Here is a 17,973-nt window from a genome sequence, read left to right as displayed (position 1 = left end):
AAATGAAAGGTACGCCTTCGGCCCGAAGGATCGCTTCTGATCTGAGCTTCCGCTCAATAGCTTCCGCTGAAATTTCTCCGTTCTCCGTCGACACCATCGCCAATCCCCCACGCTTGTCAGGCGTACGATATCACGAAGCTTCTTCGGCAGCGACAAGGTCGCAACTTCTTCCTGCGACCTAGTGGAGTGGATTTGACATTCGCTACCCACCTTATTCGCCAGTTGCTCTCAGTTCGTAGAGTGCGGTCACACCGAAATAGTGAGTCCACACAGACCGTCCGCCTTGAACGAAGCCCATCGAGTATGATGGACCCGGTGCAGCAAGTCTTTGAATAATTCTGCCATCCTGCATCGATACTAACCCGATCGCCGGTATCTCTTCTAAGGGCATCAATCCGACGAGTGCCATACGGCCGTCGGGGCTGATTGCCGGGACCGGGAAATGAAAGTCGCGGACGGCGGTCGCGCGTATTGTCCAAAGCTCCTGGCCGGTCTCGATGTCATACATGGCGACGAGGACGCCCTCGTTTGGTTCGCCTGGTATGGTGCCTCGGCCACGGATATGGACCCAACCATTCGTGCGCAGATGACGACCGATGAGGATGCGTGAGCCGTCTGGTGAAAGTGATAAATTTGTCGTTTCTCGCGCATAAGGCGCGGGCAGCACTTTCGGCGCTTGTCCTTGTGTCCAGACTATCCACTGTAGCCCAATTCTGAACAGCAAGCGGACCCGTCTGTCGGGTAAGACCGCTGCGTCAGCTTGATCGACCCTGTTCTTCAAATTAGTAAGGCGATTTTGCCATGCCTCATCGAATGGTAAGGTGTCGAGTACATGACCACGAGCCGTATCGACGATTGCGAAGGTTGGGTTCGGGTCGTTATGCGTTGGCCGGTAGGCGTTACCGCGAGTGCCAAACTCAGCTCCAGCGAGACCGCCATTTCCCGCCCATATGAGCGCGTCGAGCGAACCAGCCTCATGCGAGAGCGGCGGGAGCAAATCTACCCGGCCGTCCAGGCCGGCCCGAACAGGTTGCAGCGGTGATGTCGCATAGCGGCGAGAATACCCGTCGCCAGTTTGGAGCCATTGCTTGTCCTGAATAGCTGTCCAGAGGAACTCCGAGTTCGGTCCCCAAGCGAACTGCCCCAGACCGACGTCGTAACTCGTCCCTAGTGTTTCGGCGTCGAGGCGACCGACGCGCAACGTGGTAGGGTAATCACTCGTGTACGCGATGCAGCGCGCGTCAGGCGATACGAGCGGCGCTCCTCGGCCGGTTGGGCTCGGGGGAAAAACTTGGCGGTAAACCGAAGCAAGCGTTAAGGGTCCGGCGTCAAGCGGATCTAAGTTCAAGTCCGGCAAATCGTGATCCTCACATCCATCGTTCACCCTTATCTGCAGTGCGGAAATGGGCCGCGAAGACCAAAATATAGACGAGACTTCGGGTTTCCTGGCAAAGCCGATGGGTTGAGTTTTAGTAAAAACCTGGTTGTGAACGTCGGCAGCCAGCGAACGCCAATGATGGGGCGCGTTACAGTATTCGCCGAGGCCGATGAGGTCCGCGTGATTTGTCCGCCGTGTCCAGTCCATCCGGCGAATATTTCCGCTTTGCGCGACGGGCAAATCATCTCTACAAGCCCCGCCCGTCTCGCACCCGATCAAGAGGGGCGTATCGCGATCGTCACGGACGTTGGGCGCGGGATGCGATGGCTGTGGTTTTGCCAACTGACGAGTGGCGAAACGCGGACGGCGAAGTCGTGTGGTCTTGATGCCTCGACGCTGGCATCCGGTGCAACGCGCGAGCGTTGTCACCCATGGTGACAAGAAAGCCCGATCACCAGAGAGAGCACGAAGGAAACCGTAAGCCCATTGCGCAGGGAATGCCGGATCGTTTGGCTGACCTGTGGTGACTAACTCGTATGCTTTTGACTTTCGCATACGAGGCTGCGGGTGCGCCTGGCACCCGGCATTCCCTGCGCCCTCTGATCTCGGAGGGTTGGACGTTTGAGCAAAACTCGCGCGAGACAAGCGGCGAGGGGGCGAAGCTGTGTCTGTAGATGAGGGGCGGTTGATGGCAATTTCCGTCATGGCCGGGCTTGGCCCGGCCATCCACGTCTTTGCAACCGTGAAAAGGGAAGACGTGGATGCCCGGCACATAGGCGAGCGGAAGCGACGCCGTTCTTCGAACGGCTATGGCCGGGCATGACGAGGAAGCTGAAGCTTTGCTGGAATCGCCGTGACCATGGGCACCCGTGCCCCTTGTTAGTGCTTGATCGACGCCGGGACCGGTGTTCTGCTTAAAAAAGCTGCTGGAGCACACCTCTCGTGTCGATCTTCGTCGCACTGCATCACGTCACGCATTACACCTACGACCGCCCGACCGACCTCGGGCCCCAGACCATCCGCCTGCGTCCGGCGCCGCATACGCGCACCCCGATCCTGAGCTATTCGCTCAAGGTGACGCCCGCGAACCATTTCGTGAACTGGCAGCAGGACCCGCAGGGCAACTGGCTTGCCCGTTTTGTCTTTCCCGAGAAAGCCAGTGAGTTGAAGATCGAAGTTGATTTCACGGCGCAGATGACCGTGATCAACCCGTTTGATTTCTTCGTCGAGCCTTATGCCGACAGCTTTCCGTTCGAATATACCAAAGACCTCAAGACCGAACTGGCGCCTTACCTCGCAACATCGGAGCCGGGGCCGCTGTTTGCCGCCTACCTTGCGGGCATCAAGCGCGAGGCCGCGAGCACCGTCAGCTTTCTCGTCGATCTCAATGCCGAGCTTGCGAAAAAGATTCACTACGTCATCAGGATGGAGGCGGGGGTTCAGACGCCGGAAGAAACGCTTGGCTCCAGCGCCGGCTCCTGCCGCGACTCCGCCTGGCTGCTGATCCAGACCTTGCGCCATCTCGGCCTCGCGGCACGTTTCGTCTCGGGTTACCTGATCCAGCTCCGTCCCGATATCGATCCGGTCGAGGGATCGCGCGAGGTCGAAAACGACTTTACCGATCTGCACGCCTGGGCCGAGGTCTATTTGCCCGGCGCGGGCTGGATCGGCTTCGACGTCACCTCGGGCATGCTGACCGGTGAGGGGCATATTCCGGTCGCTGCTACGCCGCATTATCGGACAGCGGCGCCGATCAGCGGCGCGGTCGGTCCCGCCCATGTCGAATTCGGCTTCGAGATGAGCGTCAAGCGCATCCGCGAGGCGCCGCGGATCACCCGGCCGTTCTCCGATGAATCCTGGGCGCGGCTCGATGCGCTCGGCGAAAAGGTCGATGCCGATCTTGCCGCCGGCGACGTGCGACTGACCATGGGCGGTGAGCCGACTTTCGTGTCGGTCGACGATATGGAATCGGCTGAATGGAACATCGCTGCCGTCGGGCCGACCAAGCGCCGCTTTGCCGACGAACTCATCCGCAAGTTACGAGCGCGCTTCGCGCCCGGCGGCCTGCTGCATTACGGGCAGGGCAAATGGTATCCCGGCGAAAGCCTGCCGCGCTGGGCGTTCGGCCTCTACTGGCGCAAGGATGGAATCCCGATCTGGAAAAACGCCAATCTGATCGCTGACATCGAGGGACCTCATCAGGCAACGATCGCACAGGCCCAAGACCTCGCGGAGAAGACCGCTGAACGCCTCGGCGTGGAGTCCGAATTCGTCATGCCGGCGTTCGAAGACCCCGCTCATTGGCTCCAGAAGGAGGCCGCGCTACCGGCGAATGTCGACCCCAGCGACTCCAAGCTGTCAGACCCCGAAGAACGCGCGCGGATGGCGCGGGTGTTCGATCAGGGTTTGGACCAGCCGCGCGGCTTCGTGCTGCCGATCCAGCGCTGGAACGCCGACGCCGGCAAGTGGCGGAGCGAGCGCTGGCAGTTGCGGCGGAACAAGATGTTCCTGAGCCCCGGAGATTCCCCGCTGGGACTGCGGCTGCCGATCCCGTCACTGCCGCACATCCCCGCGAGCGAATACCCCTACATCGTCGAGCAGGATCCGCTGGAGCCGCGGGGACCGTTGCCGGTGTTTGACAGTGCGGCGGCCGCAAGCGCGCCGCATCAGGAAGTGCATGAGCAGCAGCTCGACCGCACCAGCGGTGGCGTTCGCACCGCGATGTCGATCGAAATCCGTGACGGTGTGCTGTGTGCCTTCATGCCGCCGGTCGAGAAGCTGGACGATTATCTCGAACTGATCGCGGCGGTGGAAGCCACCGCCGAGGAACTTAAGGTCAAGGTGCATGTCGAGGGTTACGCGCCCCCGTTCGATCCGCGTGTCGAGGTCATCAAGGTGACGCCCGATCCCGGCGTCATCGAGGTGAACATCCAGCCCTCCACGAACTGGCGCTCCGCGGTCGATATCACGCTTGGGCTTTACGAAGACGCGGCCAAGCTCAGGCTCGGCGCCAACAAGTTTCTGCTCGACGGCCGCCACACGGGAACGGGCGGCGGCAACCACGTGGTGGTCGGCGGCAGCACGCCGCAAGACTCGCCCTTCCTGCGCCGGCCTGATCTTTTGAAGAGTCTCGTTCTCTATTGGCAGCGCCATCCATCGCTGTCCTACCTGTTCTCCGGAATGTTCATCGGTCCGACCAGCCAGGCGCCGCGCATCGACGAGGCCCGGCATGATGGCCTCTATGAACTCGAGATCGCACTCGCCAAGGTGCCGCCGCCCGGCGGCGAAATCCCGCTGTGGCTGGTCGATCGGCTGTTCCGGCACATCCTCGTTGACATCACCGGCAACACCCATCGCGCCGAGATTTGCATCGACAAGCTCTATTCGCCGGATAGCTCCACCGGGCGTCTTGGTCTCGTCGAGTTTCGCGCGCTCGAAATGCCGCCTGATCCGCGGATGTCGCTCGCCCAGCAACTTTTGATCCGCGCTTTGATCGCAAAGCTCTGGCGCGAGCCGCAGGACGGAAAGTTCGTGCGCTGGGGCACGACGCTGCACGACCGCTTCATGCTGCCGCATTTCCTCTGGGAAGATTTTCTGGATGTGCTCGGCGAGCTCAAACAATCCGGCTACGACTTCTCACCGGAATGGTACGCCGCCCAGCTCGAATTCCGTTTTCCGCTGTTCGGGCGCGTCCATCACGGCGGCGTTTCGCTTGAATTGCGTCAAGCGCTCGAGCCATGGCACGTGCTCGGTGAGGAGGGTGTTTCCGGCGGCACCGTGCGGTATGTCGATTCTTCGGTCGAGCGGTTGCAGATGAAGGCCGAGGGCTTTGTCGACGGGCGTCATGTCGTCACCTGCAACGGCCGGCGGATGCCGATGACGCCGACCGGCCGCTCGGGCGAAGCGGTCGCGGCCGTCCGCTTCAAGGCGTGGCAGCCGGCATCGGGGCTGCATCCGACCATCCCCGTCCACGCGCCGCTGACGTTTGATTTGATCGACAGCTGGAACGGCCGCTCTCTCGGCGGCTGCGTCTATCATGTCGTCCATCCCGGCGGCCGAAACTACGACACCAAGCCGGTCAATTCCTATGAGGCCGAAGCCCGGCGGCTGGCGCGCTTTCAGGATCATGGCCATACGCCCGGCAAGGTCGATCCGCCTCCCGAAGAACGGACAATTGAGTTTCCCTTGACCCTCGACTTGAGGACGCCAGTCCTGCATTGAAGATAGACGGGGCAGAGAATCAGGAATGGCCGAGCAGGGAAACGGACAAGGCAGCAAGGCCCGACCGGGTAGCCGCCGGGTGGCGCAGTGGATGCGCGACTACGTCCCGCTTTCCGGAATTCCCGATGAATATATCGCGCAGGACGGCACTCCCCGGGCAGTCTGGACGCGCTTCTTTGAAGCTTTCGCGGCGCTGACGCCGGCCGAGATCGAACGGCGTTTCGGCACCGCCGACCGGCATCTGCGTGAAGCGGGCGTCAGCTACCGTCCGCCCGGCGAGACGGCGGACAAGATGTGGCCGTTGAGCCACCTGCCGCTTCTGATCGATGACGCCGAATGGCGGCAACTGACGGCCGGCATCGTGCAGCGGGCGCAATTGCTCGAACTGGTGCTGCGCGATCTCTATGGCGAGGGGCACCTGGTCGCCGACGGCGCGATCCCGGCGGCGGCCATCGCCGGTAGCCCCGAATTCCTGCGCCAGGTCTGCGGCATCAAACCGCCCGGCGGACGCTATCTCAGCCTCTATGCGGCCGATGTCGGCCGCGGGCCGGACGGACGCTGGTGGGTGCTCAGCGACCGGACGCAGGCGCCATCGGGCGCAGGCTATGCGCTGGAAAATCGTCTGGTGCTGTCGCGCGCCTTCGCGAGCCTCTACAAGTCGATGAATGTCGAGCGCGTCGCGCCCTTCTTCGAGGCTTTTCGCGACTCCCTTCGTTCCGGTGCCGACCGCGACGAGCCGCGGATCGGGCTTCTGACGCCGGGCCAGTTCAACGAGACCTATTTCGAGCATGCGACGCTCGCGCGTTATCTCGGCTTCCTGCTGGTGGAGGGCGACGATCTCGCGGTCAGCGGTGATCGTGTTCACATTCGCACCGTCGCCGGTCTGAAGCGGCTCGACGTGCTGCTGCGCCGGGTCGATTCCAATTTTCTCGATCCGCTCGAACTCAATGCCTCCTCGCAGCTCGGCGTGCCCGGCCTGATCGACGTAGTTCGCAGAGGCGGCGTCGTCGTCGCCAACATGCCGGGCTCCGGCGTAATGGAAGCGCGCGCTTTATTGGGTTTCCTGCCAAGCCTTTGCCGGCGTTTGCTCGGCGAAGACTTGAAGATGCCGCATATCGCGACCTGGTGGTGCGGACAGACGTCCGCGCGCGAGGAAGTGCTGTCGCGGCTCGACGAGGTCGCGATCGAGGGCGCCTATCGCCGCGACGTGCCGGGCTTTCCAGGACAAAGCCCGGTGCTCGCCGGCGAACTGTCGGCTGCCGACCGTGAAAAGCTGAAGTCGGCCATCCGCGATCGCGGCATGGATTTTGTCGGCCAGGAGCTGGTGCGTCTCTCGACCATGCCGGTATGGGATCAGGGCCGGATCGCGCCGCGGCCATTCGTCTTGAGGATTTTTGCCGCCGCGACCGCGCAAGGCTGGACGATCATGCCGGGCGGTTTCTGCCGGATTGCCGAACAATCCGACGCCCGCGCCGTCTCGATGGGCGATGGTGCCCGCGCCGCGGACGTCTGGGTGATTTCCGACAAGGCCGTGCCGGCGACGACGCTGTTGCCGGCGGGCGATAACGTTCGGATCAGGCGCATCGCGGGCTGGGTGCCGAGCCGCGCTGCCGACAATCTGTTCTGGCTCGGCCGCTACCTCGAACGGGCCGAAGCCACGTTGCGGCTGATCCGGGCGCTTGCCACCTCGCCGCGCGACCCGGTCAAGGGATCGTCGACCGTGCTGCATGCGGTGGAGCGCACCCAGCGGCTGCTCTTGGCCTGGGGCGCGATCTCGCAAACCGCGCGGACGCAGCCGGCCAAGGTGGTCGCCGAGGCGCTGCAAAGTGAAGAACGTTTCGGTTCGGCGCTGTCGCTGGTGCGCTCGGCTCAGCGCACGGCAACAACGCTGCGCGAGCGCCTTTCGCCCGATGCCTGGCAGGTCATCACCGAAATGGCGGAGCGACTGGCCTTGGAAGTCGAGGACGATGACGCCGTCATTGGGGCCGCCGAACTGACCTTGCAGGAGCTGGCAAGCTTCGCCGGCCTCGCCCAGGAAAACATGAACCGCGCCGCCGGCTGGCGTTTCCTCGAAATGGGCCGCCGCGCCGAGCGCGCCATCAATACGGTGCGTTTCGCCCGCCAGTTCGCCTATGACGAGGCGACCGGCGAAGACCTCGACGTTCTTCTGACGCTGGTGGATTGCCAGATCACCTATCGCTCGCGCTATCTGGTCGGGCCGCTGCTCGCGCCGGTGCGCGATCTCGTGGTGCTGGATCCCTATAATCCGCGATCGGTGGCGTTCCAGGTCGCTGCGCTGAATGATCACATCGCCAATCTGCCGGTGCTGAAGGAAAACGGCTTGATCGAGCGGCCGCAACGCCTCGCTGTCGCGGCGCAGGCAACCCTGACGACAGCCGAGGCCTCGAGCCTGCACACGCAAACGCTGTTTTCGCTTGAACAGGACCTGCTCAATCTCGCCGACGCGATCGGGCTGCATTATTTCCCGCACGGGCCGCACGCGACCAGGCCCGAAAAACTGACGGGTCTTGCGTGATCTACGACGTCCGTCACGTCACGACTTATGCTTACGAGAGCCCGGTCAACTTCGCCCGCTGCGCGCTGCGGCTGCAACCGAGAAGCGGCGATGGTCAGGAGCTGATCTCGCACACCGTCGATATCAGGCCGCGTCCCGCAGATCGCACGGCGCGGCAGGACTTTTTCGGAACGCGGATCGAAAACATCCTGATCGAGACGGCGCACCGCACTCTGCGGATCGATTCAAGGTCGCGCGTATCGGTGTCGCGCAGCGCGCCGGATCGCGCAGCGCAAAGCCGTCCCTGGGAAAGCGTCCGCGACGTCGCTATCGAAGCCAAGAGCCTCGGTCCGGCGTCTCCGATCGGATACGTCTTCGCGAGCCCGCTGGTGCCGGTGCAACAACCGGTCACGGCCTATGCGTCGGCGAGCTTTCCGCCAGGCGGCGGCATCCTGGCCAGCGCGGCCGATCTGATGCGCCGGATCCGGACCGATTTCAAATACGATCCGAAGGCGACCGTCATCTCGACGCCGCTCAACGAGGTGTTCGAAAAGCGTCACGGCGTTTGTCAGGATTTTGCCCATGTCATGATCGCAGGTCTCCGCGGCCTTGGCCTGCCGGCGGCCTATGTCAGCGGCTACTTGCGGACCATTCCGCCGCCCGGCAAGGAACGCCTGCAAGGCGCCGACGCCACGCATGCCTGGGTGTCGGTGTGGTGCGGCGAGGCTCTCGGCTGGATCGGCTTCGATCCGACCAACGATATTCTCATCGAGAACGATCACATCGTTCTGGCGGTCGGGCGTGACTTTTCCGACGTATCGCCGGTCGACGGCGTCATCGTGGGTTCGCGCAGGCAGAAGCTCAACGTGGCGGTGGACGTGATCCTGGTCGAGTAATCCGCCGCGTTGACCTTCAAAATCCGGATCACTGCGCGGATTTGTTAACCGGGTCTTTACTATTTGGCACAGTTCCCGTTCTCGGTAAGACTCTGCTCAATTCTATGCTCCAAGATTTGCCCAGAAATCAGGCACAATCTCAGGGGGCAGTTATGTCAAATATCTCGATCGCTACCGGCCGCTTCTCTTCCAAGGGCACCGGATTTTTCAATCAAATCGCCTTGTTCAGCGCCAGCGGGCTCGCCATGTCGATGGCGTTGGTCGTCGTCGGTGGCTTGCAGATCCTGTATCCCTGCTGCTGAGAGCTTCGCGCTCGCGACGTTCAGCGTGGCCGGTTCGCCGGCCGCCGCCGCCGTTCGTTTAGCTGCCGGTCCCGGTTCGCGCCGTGCCCTCGCTCGCGGCGCGCAGGTTCTGGAAGAACTTTTCGACTTCGCGTGACAGCAACTCCGCGGTCGAGGCGAGGTCGCCTGACGCGGAGAGCACCGACGAGGCGCCCTTATTGGTGTTCTCGATCGCGTCGTTGAGCGACCCGATATTGGCGACCAGTGTCGAGTTGCCGTCAGCCGCGAGCTGCGCATTTTGCGAGATTTCGCGCGTGGCCGCATCCTGCTGCCCAACGGCGCCGGCGATATTGCTCGTGACCTCGTTGATCTCGCGCACCGCGGTGCCGATCTCGCGCACAGCTTCGACCGCATTGCGCGTCGAGACCTGGATCATGCTGATGTTCTGGCCGATTTCGGAAGTCGCCTTCGCTGTCTGGCCGGCCAGCGCCTTGACTTCGTGGGCAACAACCGCAAAGCCGCGACCGGCTTCGCCGGCGCGGGCAGCTTCGATCGTCGCATTCAGCGCCAGCAGGTTGGTCTGCTCGGCGATGGCCTGAATGAGGTTGAGCACGCCGTCGATGCGCTGGGTCGCCGCGGCGAGGCTTTCAATTTCGGCGACCGATTTTTCGGTACGCTGGCCGGCCTGTTCGACCACCTCCGCCGATTGGCGGACTTGCCGGCCGATTTCCTCGATCGAGGCCGACAATTGCTCGGCGGCGCCGGCAACCGCAAAAACGTTGCTGGAGGCTTGCTCGGTCGCGTGCGCCGCGGCGCTTGCCCGCCCGCTGGCGTCGGATGCCACGCTGGAAATCGACTGCGCGGTATTGCGCATCGCGGTGGCATTGTCGTTCACCGCGCCGACCACGCTGCCGATCGCGCCGCGGAAAGATTCTACCGAGGTTTCGATTTGCCGGGCCCGCTCGTCGCGCGCCTTGGAGTCCAGCAGCACCTGCGAATTGAGCTTGCGGTTGCGATCCATCGCTTCCTGAAAGATCTGGATCGCGCGAGCCAGCGCGCCGATTTCATCCTGGCGATCGATGTGCGGAACCTCGACGCCTTCGGCGCCTTCAGCGACCTGCTTGATCGTGCTGGTGATCACTGACAGCGGTCTTGCGACCGAGCGCGCGATGATGAAGACGCCGACCGCGACCAGCGCGAGCTCCAGCACGCCAAGGCAGGTCAGAAGGAACGCGAGTTGCTGGTTGATCTCGGTCCGCTGAGCGATCTTCCTGCTGCGCTCGGCGTAGACTTTGGAGAGAGCTTCCAGATCCTTGTTGAGCGCCGTACGCACGCTTCGGTTGGCGTCGTTGTCGCCCCATTCGCGGCCCGCCTCGTGGCTGACTTCGATCGCGCGGCGCACCAGCTCCTTGCGGAATTCAACGAACGTATCGATCCGCTTCTTGAAGCTGGCAAACTGCTCGCGGTCGTCGTCGCGGACAATGGATTCCCAGTTCTTGACGACCTCAACCAGCTGGTCGCTGAACTTGCGCAGCCCGTCGCCGTATTTTTTCACGACCGGCAGGTCGGTTGACATGTAGATGCCGCGGGATTCCATGACCACGGCGTAGACCAGCGAGTTGACGCGCTCCACGTTGAGCGCCGCCTGGCTTGCAGTCTCGATCGACTCGATCAGTTCGGCACCGCGCCGCGTGTTGTAATCGGAGAGGGCCGTGATGGCCGCTGTCAGAAGCGCAAACAGGGCAAAGATCGAATAAAGTTTGAAGGCGAGCGAAAAGCTCGAGGCCTTTTTGGTGCCGGCCGGTGCAACAGATTTCATTATGTCAGGCATCCCCAGCCCCACGCAGGAGGCCGGTCAAAAATGTGACGGCCAACATGGAAACTATGTGAAATCTTCCTCTAGAAAATGTAAATTTGACGCTGTTTTAGGCAACAGGGCACCGTCTCGACCGACAGTCGGTATATTGGATGCCAACTGAACGTCTAAAAAGATGTAATTATTTCAATTGATTATTCCGCCGAACGGGCGGAGCCGAACTCTGAAATTGGTCGGGCTGTGAAGGAGCTGGATTGGTCGCGTGATGCACTGCAAAATGGTAGGTTGGATGCCAGATTTTGACGGGCAGCGCTGACCGGTCCGGAGCGAATATGACCTATCGGCACGTCATTGGTCACACCGCCTACGTCTTCAACGACCTTCGCGATCTCCTGGCCAAGGCAAGCCCTCCGCGCTCCGGCGATTGCCTCGCGGGTATCGCAGCCGAAAGCGCCGAGGAGATGGTCGCCGCGCGGATTGCACTCGCGGATGTGCCGCTCAAACAATTCCTGAACGAGACGGTCATTCCTTACGAGGCTTGTGAGGTGACCCGCCTGATCATGGATAGCCACGACCAGGCGGCCTTTGCACCCATCGCCTCGCTCACGGTCGGATCGTTTCGCGACTGGTTGCTTTCGGCCAAGGCCAGTCCGGACATTCTCAAGACAATCACCCGCGGGATTACGCCGGAAATGGCGGCGGCGGTCTCAAAGCTGATGCGAAATCAGGATCTGATTCTGGCGGCCAAAAAATGCGAAGTCGTGACCGCCTTTCGCGACACGATCGGCCTTTGCGGGCGAATGAGCGTGCGGCTGCAGCCCAATCATCCCTTCGACGATGCCAAGGGCATTACCGCATCGATCCTGGACGGCATCCTCCTTGGCGCGGGCGATGCCTGTATCGGCATCAACCCGGCAGGCGACGATCCCGCCACTATCGGCAGGCTGTTGCATCTGCTCGACGAGATCATTGGCCGGCTGCAGATTCCAACGCAGGCTTGCGTGCTGTCGCATGTCACGACGACACTTCGGCTGATTGCCGAGCGCGTGCCGGTCGATCTGGTGTTTCAGTCGATCGCCGGCACCGAGGCGGCCAACCGGAGTTTTGGCGTCGACCTCGCACTGTTGAGGGAAGCGAGCGATGCCGGCCGATCATTGAAGCGCGGAACGGTCGGCAACAATGTGATGTATTTCGAAACCGGGCAGGGATCAGCGCTCTCTGCCAATGCCCATCATGGCGTCGATCAGCAGACATGCGAGGCGCGCGCCTATGCGGTTGCGCGCGCGTTCGACCCGTTGCTGGTCAACAGCGTGGTGGGCTTCATCGGCCCGGAATATCTTTACGACGGCAAGCAGATCATTCGCGCAGGACTTGAGGATCACTTCTGCGGCAAGCTGCTCGGCCTGCCGCTGGGCGTGGACGTCTGCTACACCAACCACGCCGAAGCTGACCAGGACGACATGGACAACCTGCTGACATTGCTTGCGGCAGCCGGTGTGAATTTCATCATGGGGGTACCGGGGGCCGACGATGTGATGCTGAACTATCAATCGACGTCGTTTCACGATGCGCTCTATATCCGGGAGATATTCGCGCTGAAGCGTGCACCGGAATTCGATGACTGGCTGTTCCGCGCAGGTCTTGCCGATGCAAACTTCCGCCTGACCGGTCACGGCGATTTGTTGCCCGATTTCGTCCGCCAGATGATTGCCTGATTGTCGCCTCAGACCTAAGTCCACCGGCGTTGCAACTCTCCGGTCATTGCGGGGTTAGGTCCCCGCCACAATCCTGAAAAATTGATGGTCCAGCCTGCGGGTGGCGTGATTAACTGATGTGAAGGTCGAGGTGCAGAGGGCGTAATGAGAGCTGCAAGCGCTGACACGGTGCGCCGTATCCTGTGCGTCTTTCCGCGCTATACGCCGTCATTTGGTTCGTTCGAACATGCCTATCCGCTGACCGACGGCGTTCAGGCTTTCATGCCGCCGCAAGGGCTACTCTTGATCGCGGCCTATATGCCGGAAAACTGGCCGGTCCGGTTCATCGACGAAAATCTCCACGCTGCCACGGATGAGGATTTCGAGTGGGCGGAAGCCGTGTTTGTCAGCGGCATGCACATTCAGCGGCGCCAGATGAACGATATTTGCAGTCGTGCGCAGGCGTTCGATCTGCCGGTTGCGATCGGCGGACCGTCGGTCAGCGCCTGTCCCGAATACTATCCTTCGTTCGACTATCTGCATGTCGGAGAGCTGGGCGATGCAACCGACGAATTGATCGCGCGGCTGGCGCGCGATTGCTCGCGCCCGGCAGGTCAGGTGGTGCTGAAGACAGTCGATCGTCTCGACATGTCGAGCTTTCCGCTTCCCGCCTACGAGCTTGCCGATCTCAAGCGCTATTTTCTCGGCAGCATTCAATATTCGAGCGGCTGTCCCTACCAGTGCGAATTTTGCGACATTCCCGGGCTCTATGGCCGCAATCCGCGCCTGAAGACGCCAGAGCAGATTACGGCCGAGCTCGACAAGCTGCTCGAGCACGGTATCCGCGGTTCGGTCTATTTCGTCGACGACAATTTCATCGGCAACCGCAAGGCTGCGCTTGATCTGCTGCCGCATCTGATCGAATGGCAGAAGAAGACCGGTTTCGTCCTGCGCCTCTCCTGCGAGGCGACGCTCAACATCGCCAAGCGGCCGGAAATCCTGGCCGGGATGCGCGAGGCCTATTTCACCACGATTTTCTGCGGCATCGAGACGCCGGATCCGGTGGCACTGAAAGCGATGCACAAGGATCACAACATGATGGTCCCCATCATGGAAGGCATCCGGACCATCAACAGCTATGGCATGGAAGTGGTGTCGGGAATCATCCTCGGTCTGGATACCGACAAGCCGGAGACCGAAGCGCACTTGATGCAGTTCATCGAGGCATCGCAGATCCCGCTTTTGACCATCAACCTGCTTCAGGCGCTGCCGAAGACGCCGCTCTGGGATCGTCTCGCGAAGGAGAACCGCCTGATCGAGGATGAGGGGCGGGAGTCCAACGTCGATTTCCGCATGCCGTATGATGACGTCGTCAATGCCTGGCGCCGCTGTATGGGCGCGGCCTATGAACCGGCGAGACTCCTGCAGCGCTACGAATTTCAAATCCGCCAAACCTATACGAACCGGATCAAGCCCCCGCCGGAGAAACGATCGACGTGGCCAAACATCAGGATTGGCCTCATCATGCTGCGAAACATCTTCTGGAAGGTCGGCGTCCTCGGCGACTACAAAATTGAATTCTGGAAATTCGCGCTGCGGCGCCTTGCGCGCGGCGAGATCGAGCACTTCCTCGAGGCCATGACGGTCGGACATCACCTCATCATGTTTGCGCGCGCGGCGTCCGTTGGGCAGCAGAACGCGTCGAACTATTCCGTGCGGTTGCGCGAGGCTTCCGTTCCGGCCGAGTAACCCGCCATGAAGACCGAGGTGCCGCAACTGCCATCGCTTGCGCGTCTGCGCGAACTGACGCCGGCGCGCGTGGCGCTCGGCCTTGCCGGTGCGAGCCTGCCCACAAAGGCATTGCTTGAATTCACGCTTGACCATGCACGCGCCCGTGATGCCGTTCACGCGGCCTTCGACGCCGATGGCCTGGTGCAGGGCCTCGCAGATCTTGGCCTCAGGGCGATACGTGTTTCGAGCCAGGCGCCCGGCCGCAGGGATTACCTGGCGCGCCCGGATCTCGGGCGGATGCTCGACGCGGATTCAAAGGCGCGCCTTGCAAGCCAAGGCGGCACAGCGGGCGCGCTTGCGATCATCATCGCCGACGGGCTTTCACCGACCGCCGTCAACACGCATGCCGTCGCTCTGTTGCGGAAGCTGCTTCCGCCGTTGCAGCGAGAGACGATCGACATCGCTCACGCCGTCGTTGCGACAGGCGCGCGTGTGGCGTTGGGCGATGAGATTGGCCGCGCTCTGGGCGCGCGGATGACTGTCACGTTGATCGGCGAGCGGCCAGGCCTCTCCGCCGCAGACAGCCTTGGGGCCTATCTGACCTTTGACCCTGTCATCGGGACGACCGACGAAAAGCGCAACTGCGTTTCCAACATTCACGGCGGCGGGCTCAGCTACGAGGATGCGGCCGCAAAGATCGGCTGGTTGATTCGCGAGGGTTGGGCCCGACAGATGACGGGGATTGCGCTGAAAGACGAAAGCGGCGGGCGTGCGAGTGACGGTTTCCTGGCCTATTCAGGCGAACGTGACAATTTCGTGGAGGATTAGTCCCGCACTCCCGCTCGGTTCACATGCGTCGGCCGGGTCCGCTGCTTGCGGGCAGCCTTTGGGACCTGCTAAACCTCGTCTGCAAAATTGTTGTATATTTTCAACAGCTATTGCGCGGCGCTTCGCCGTGATCCGGTGCTTTCCAGGCCCAATCTGTGTTTTCGTCACTTGGATTGCGGCGATTTGAGCTGATGTGAGAATTGGACAGGGCATGCTCGAAAAGAACAGCGACAACGAGGTCCACGTCGAGAAGATCGAAGCGCGGCCGATGTCCAGCATCGCCTTTGGGCTGGAGCGGATGGGGCTCATCGCCGTCAAGGCTCCGGTGGTATCCTGCATTATCCTTGTGGCGCTCGTCATCGGCGCGATTTTCGGAATCGAGCGCATCAAGATCGACGATTCGTTGAGCCAGCTGTTCCGCTCCGAATCGAAGGAATACCGGCAATACGAATCCGAGATCAAACGCTTCCCGGCGACCGAGTTCGACGTGCTCGTCGTGGTCGAGGGCAAGAATCTGCTTGCGCGCGACAACTTGATAAAGCTGCGTGACTTCGTCACCGATATGCAGCTTGTCGATGGGACCCGCGGGCTGATTTCGCTGTTCTCGGCGCGTCAAGCGCCGGCGCCGGGCAAATTCCCCGCGGCATTGTTCCCGGCGCAATTGCCGGAAGGCGCCGACTACGACAAGTTCATCGAGACGGTGAAATCGAACGAACTGATCCGCGGCAAATTGTTGTCGGAAGACGGTACGCTGGCGCTGATTGTGCTGTCGCTCGAGCCTGATGTCGTCGCCAGCAACAATCTCAGCAAGACGATCGGCGAAATCCGAAAGCTGATGAAGGAGGATCTCGGAGACACTGGCCTCACCGTCGAATTATCCGGCGTGCCGGTGATGCAGCTTGAAATCCGCAACGCGGTCGAGCGCGACGGCTTAACCTACAACATTCTCGGCATTGTTGCCGGCTGCATCATCGCCATCATCTTTTTCCGCAAGATATCGTTCATGGTGGTCGCAGCGTTTCCGCCGATCATCGCGATCCTGCTTGCGCTCGGCGGTCTCGGCTGGGCCAATTTCAGCCTCAACATGTTCCTCAACGTGATGACGCCGCTCATCATGGTGATCAGCTTCTCGGACTCGATGCAGCTGACCTTTGCCGCGCGCGACCGCCTGATCGCAGGGCAGGACAAGTTCACCGCGTTCCGCAACGCCGTGCTGGTCGTTGGACCCGCATGCGTGCTGACGCATGGCACCGCCGGAATCTCCTTTATTGCCCTGCAGTTCTCGAACTCGGATCTGATCCGCAAATTCGGCGAGGCGGGGCTCGCCGCGACGATCATCGCGCTCGTCGCGGTGCTGTCGTTGGTGCCCGTGTTCGGCGTGTTGCTTGTGCGCAATGAGCAGATCTTCGCGGTGAAATTCCGGAGCGCCGACGCCGGCGTGCAGATGCTGCGGAATTTCTGTTACTGGATCGCGGTGCGGATGGTCAGCCGTCCCGGTCTTTTCAGCCTGATTGCCGTGCTCTTCGTCGGCGGCCTTGCCGTCATCTACGCCAATCTCGAGCCGCGCTATCGTCTCGCCGACCAGGTGCCGGACAAGCAGCAGGCGGTCGCCGCCAGTGGGCTGCTCGATAAAAAATTGACCGGTGCGAACGCGATCGATGTGCTGATCGAATTCCCGAAGGGCGCCTCGCTCTATGATCCGCAAACGTTGCAGACCATCGCAGACGTTCACTCGGCGGTCGAGAAGCAGGCAGGCGTCGGTAACGTCTGGTCGCTGGAGACGTTGCGGCGCTGGCTCGCGGAGAAGACTGGCAAGTCCGACGTCGCGACCTTGAAGGAGTATGTCGACGTCATTCCCAAATATCTGGTGCAGCGCTTTATCGACGCCAATCAGGATGCGGTGGTGGTGTCGGGCAGGGTGCCGGACCTCGATTCCAGTCAAATCCTCCCGGTTGTCGAAAAACTGGATCACGCGCTCGACCCGATACGCAAGGCGCATCCCGGTTTCGAGATCGCCGTCACCGGACTGTCTGCGATCGCCGCGCGCAACTCGGCCAACATGATCGAAAAGCTGAACCGGGGTCTGACCGTCGAATTCGCGCTTGTTGCGATCTTCATCGGGCTCGCCTTCCGCTCGGTGGTGGTGATGTTCTCCTGCATCCTTCCCGGAATCTTCCCCGTGGTGCTCTCAGGCACGGTGCTCTGGCTCCTGGGCGAGGGGCTGCAATTTGCCAGCGTCGTTGCGCTCACGGTGTCATTCGGGCTGGGGCTTTCCGCCACCATCCACTTCCTCAACCGCCTGCGGCAGGAGAGAAAGCCCGGCGTGACGGCCGATGTCGCGGTCGAGCGGGCGACAGTGCTGATGGGGCCGGCCTTGATCCTGACCACAGTCGTGCTCGCCTGCGGCCTGGTGGTGACGGTGTTTTCGGCTCTGCCGTCGCTGCGCCTGTTCGGCTGGCTCAGCGCATTTTCGATGGTGTCGGCGCTAGTGGCCGACCTCTTCATTCTGCGCCCGACCGCGATGTTCCTGATCACGCTATGGGAGCGGATCCGCGGAACCAATCCGTTGGAAACAGACGGCATCGGGTGAGGGCGCTTTGGTTGAGCATGATC

At 61.8% G+C, this 17,973-nt stretch carries 10 protein-coding genes; 8 read left to right on the top strand and 2 right to left on the bottom strand.

Annotated features, from left to right (window positions below; all coding sequences use genetic code 11):
* Window positions 1–211: 211 nt before the first annotated feature.
* Window positions 212–1,618, bottom strand: coding sequence for a hypothetical protein (locus tag VFB05_RS23290; protein WP_325016631.1), 1,407 nt, complete (start codon window positions 1,616–1,618; stop codon window positions 212–214).
* A 702-nt stretch (window positions 1,619–2,320) separates the two neighbouring features.
* Here VFB05_RS23290 and VFB05_RS23285 point away from each other — a divergent pair.
* The 4 genes from VFB05_RS23285 to VFB05_RS23270 all read left to right on the top strand — a co-directional run bounded on the left by VFB05_RS23285 (window position 2,321) and on the right by VFB05_RS23270 (window position 9,312).
* Window positions 2,321–5,599, top strand: a complete 3,279-nt coding sequence (locus VFB05_RS23285; protein WP_325016629.1) for a transglutaminase family protein — start codon at window positions 2,321–2,323, stop codon at window positions 5,597–5,599.
* Window positions 5,600–5,624: 25 nt separating this feature from the next.
* A complete protein-coding gene (locus tag VFB05_RS23280) occupies window positions 5,625–8,135 on the top strand; it encodes a circularly permuted type 2 ATP-grasp protein (protein ID WP_325016627.1) in 2,511 nt (836 codons plus the stop codon).
* Entirely contained in the window at window positions 8,132–9,010 is an 879-nt protein-coding gene (locus VFB05_RS23275; protein ID WP_325016625.1) for a transglutaminase family protein, read from the top strand. Before VFB05_RS23280 ends, VFB05_RS23275 begins: the two co-directional genes overlap by 4 nt.
* Window positions 9,011–9,162: 152 nt before the next feature.
* A complete protein-coding gene (locus tag VFB05_RS23270; RefSeq protein ID WP_325016623.1) occupies window positions 9,163–9,312 on the top strand; it encodes a hypothetical protein in 150 nt (49 codons plus the stop codon).
* A gap of 58 nt (window positions 9,313–9,370) precedes the next feature.
* On the opposite strand, the gene VFB05_RS23265 is transcribed toward VFB05_RS23270, so the two are convergent.
* Window positions 9,371–11,110, bottom strand: coding sequence for a methyl-accepting chemotaxis protein (locus VFB05_RS23265; protein WP_325016621.1), 1,740 nt, complete (start codon window positions 11,108–11,110; stop codon window positions 9,371–9,373).
* Window positions 11,111–11,439: 329 nt separating this feature from the next.
* Between VFB05_RS23265 and VFB05_RS23260 the strand changes: the two genes are divergently transcribed.
* The 4 genes from VFB05_RS23260 (at window position 11,440) to VFB05_RS23245 (ending at window position 17,950) form a co-directional block, all read left to right on the top strand.
* A complete protein-coding gene (locus VFB05_RS23260; RefSeq protein WP_325016619.1) occupies window positions 11,440–12,822 on the top strand; it encodes an ethanolamine ammonia-lyase subunit EutB in 1,383 nt (460 codons plus the stop codon).
* A 144-nt stretch (window positions 12,823–12,966) separates the two neighbouring features.
* Window positions 12,967–14,550 (top strand): B12-binding domain-containing radical SAM protein, encoded by a 1,584-nt coding sequence (locus VFB05_RS23255; protein ID WP_325016617.1) that lies wholly within the window; start codon window positions 12,967–12,969, stop codon window positions 14,548–14,550.
* A 6-nt stretch (window positions 14,551–14,556) separates the two neighbouring features.
* Window positions 14,557–15,360 carry an ethanolamine ammonia-lyase subunit EutC gene (gene eutC / locus VFB05_RS23250; protein WP_325016615.1) on the top strand — a complete coding sequence of 268 codons (804 nt, stop codon included), beginning with the start codon at window positions 14,557–14,559 and terminating at the stop codon, window positions 15,358–15,360.
* 211 nt (window positions 15,361–15,571) lie between these two features.
* On the top strand, window positions 15,572–17,950 hold the full coding sequence (locus VFB05_RS23245) for an efflux RND transporter permease subunit (protein ID WP_325016613.1): 2,379 nt from the start codon (window positions 15,572–15,574) through the stop codon (window positions 17,948–17,950).
* The last annotated feature ends 23 nt before the right edge of the window (window positions 17,951–17,973 follow it).

It is taken from the genome of Bradyrhizobium sp., assembly GCF_035652035.1.
GTDB lineage: Bacteria > Pseudomonadota > Alphaproteobacteria > Rhizobiales > Xanthobacteraceae > Bradyrhizobium.
The sequence above is the reverse complement of the archived record's forward strand: the minus strand, read 5'-3'. Positions and strand labels throughout refer to the sequence as shown.

Excerpts from the sequence above, each read along its gene's own strand:
- VFB05_RS23280 (WP_325016627.1), top strand. The coding sequence starts at position 5,625 with ATGGCCGAGCAGGGAAACGGACAAGGCAGCAAGGCCCGACCGGGTAGC.
- eutC (WP_325016615.1), top strand. The coding sequence starts at position 14,557 with ATGAAGACCGAGGTGCCGCAACTGCCATCGCTTGCGCGTCTGCGCGAA.
- VFB05_RS23245 (WP_325016613.1), top strand. The coding sequence starts at position 15,572 with ATGCTCGAAAAGAACAGCGACAACGAGGTCCACGTCGAGAAGATCGAA.
- VFB05_RS23265 (WP_325016621.1), bottom strand. The coding sequence starts at position 11,110 with ATGAAATCTGTTGCACCGGCCGGCACCAAAAAGGCCTCGAGCTTTTCG.
- VFB05_RS23255 (WP_325016617.1), top strand. The coding sequence starts at position 12,967 with ATGAGAGCTGCAAGCGCTGACACGGTGCGCCGTATCCTGTGCGTCTTT.
- VFB05_RS23260 (WP_325016619.1), top strand. The coding sequence starts at position 11,440 with ATGACCTATCGGCACGTCATTGGTCACACCGCCTACGTCTTCAACGAC.
- VFB05_RS23270 (WP_325016623.1), top strand. The coding sequence starts at position 9,163 with ATGTCAAATATCTCGATCGCTACCGGCCGCTTCTCTTCCAAGGGCACC.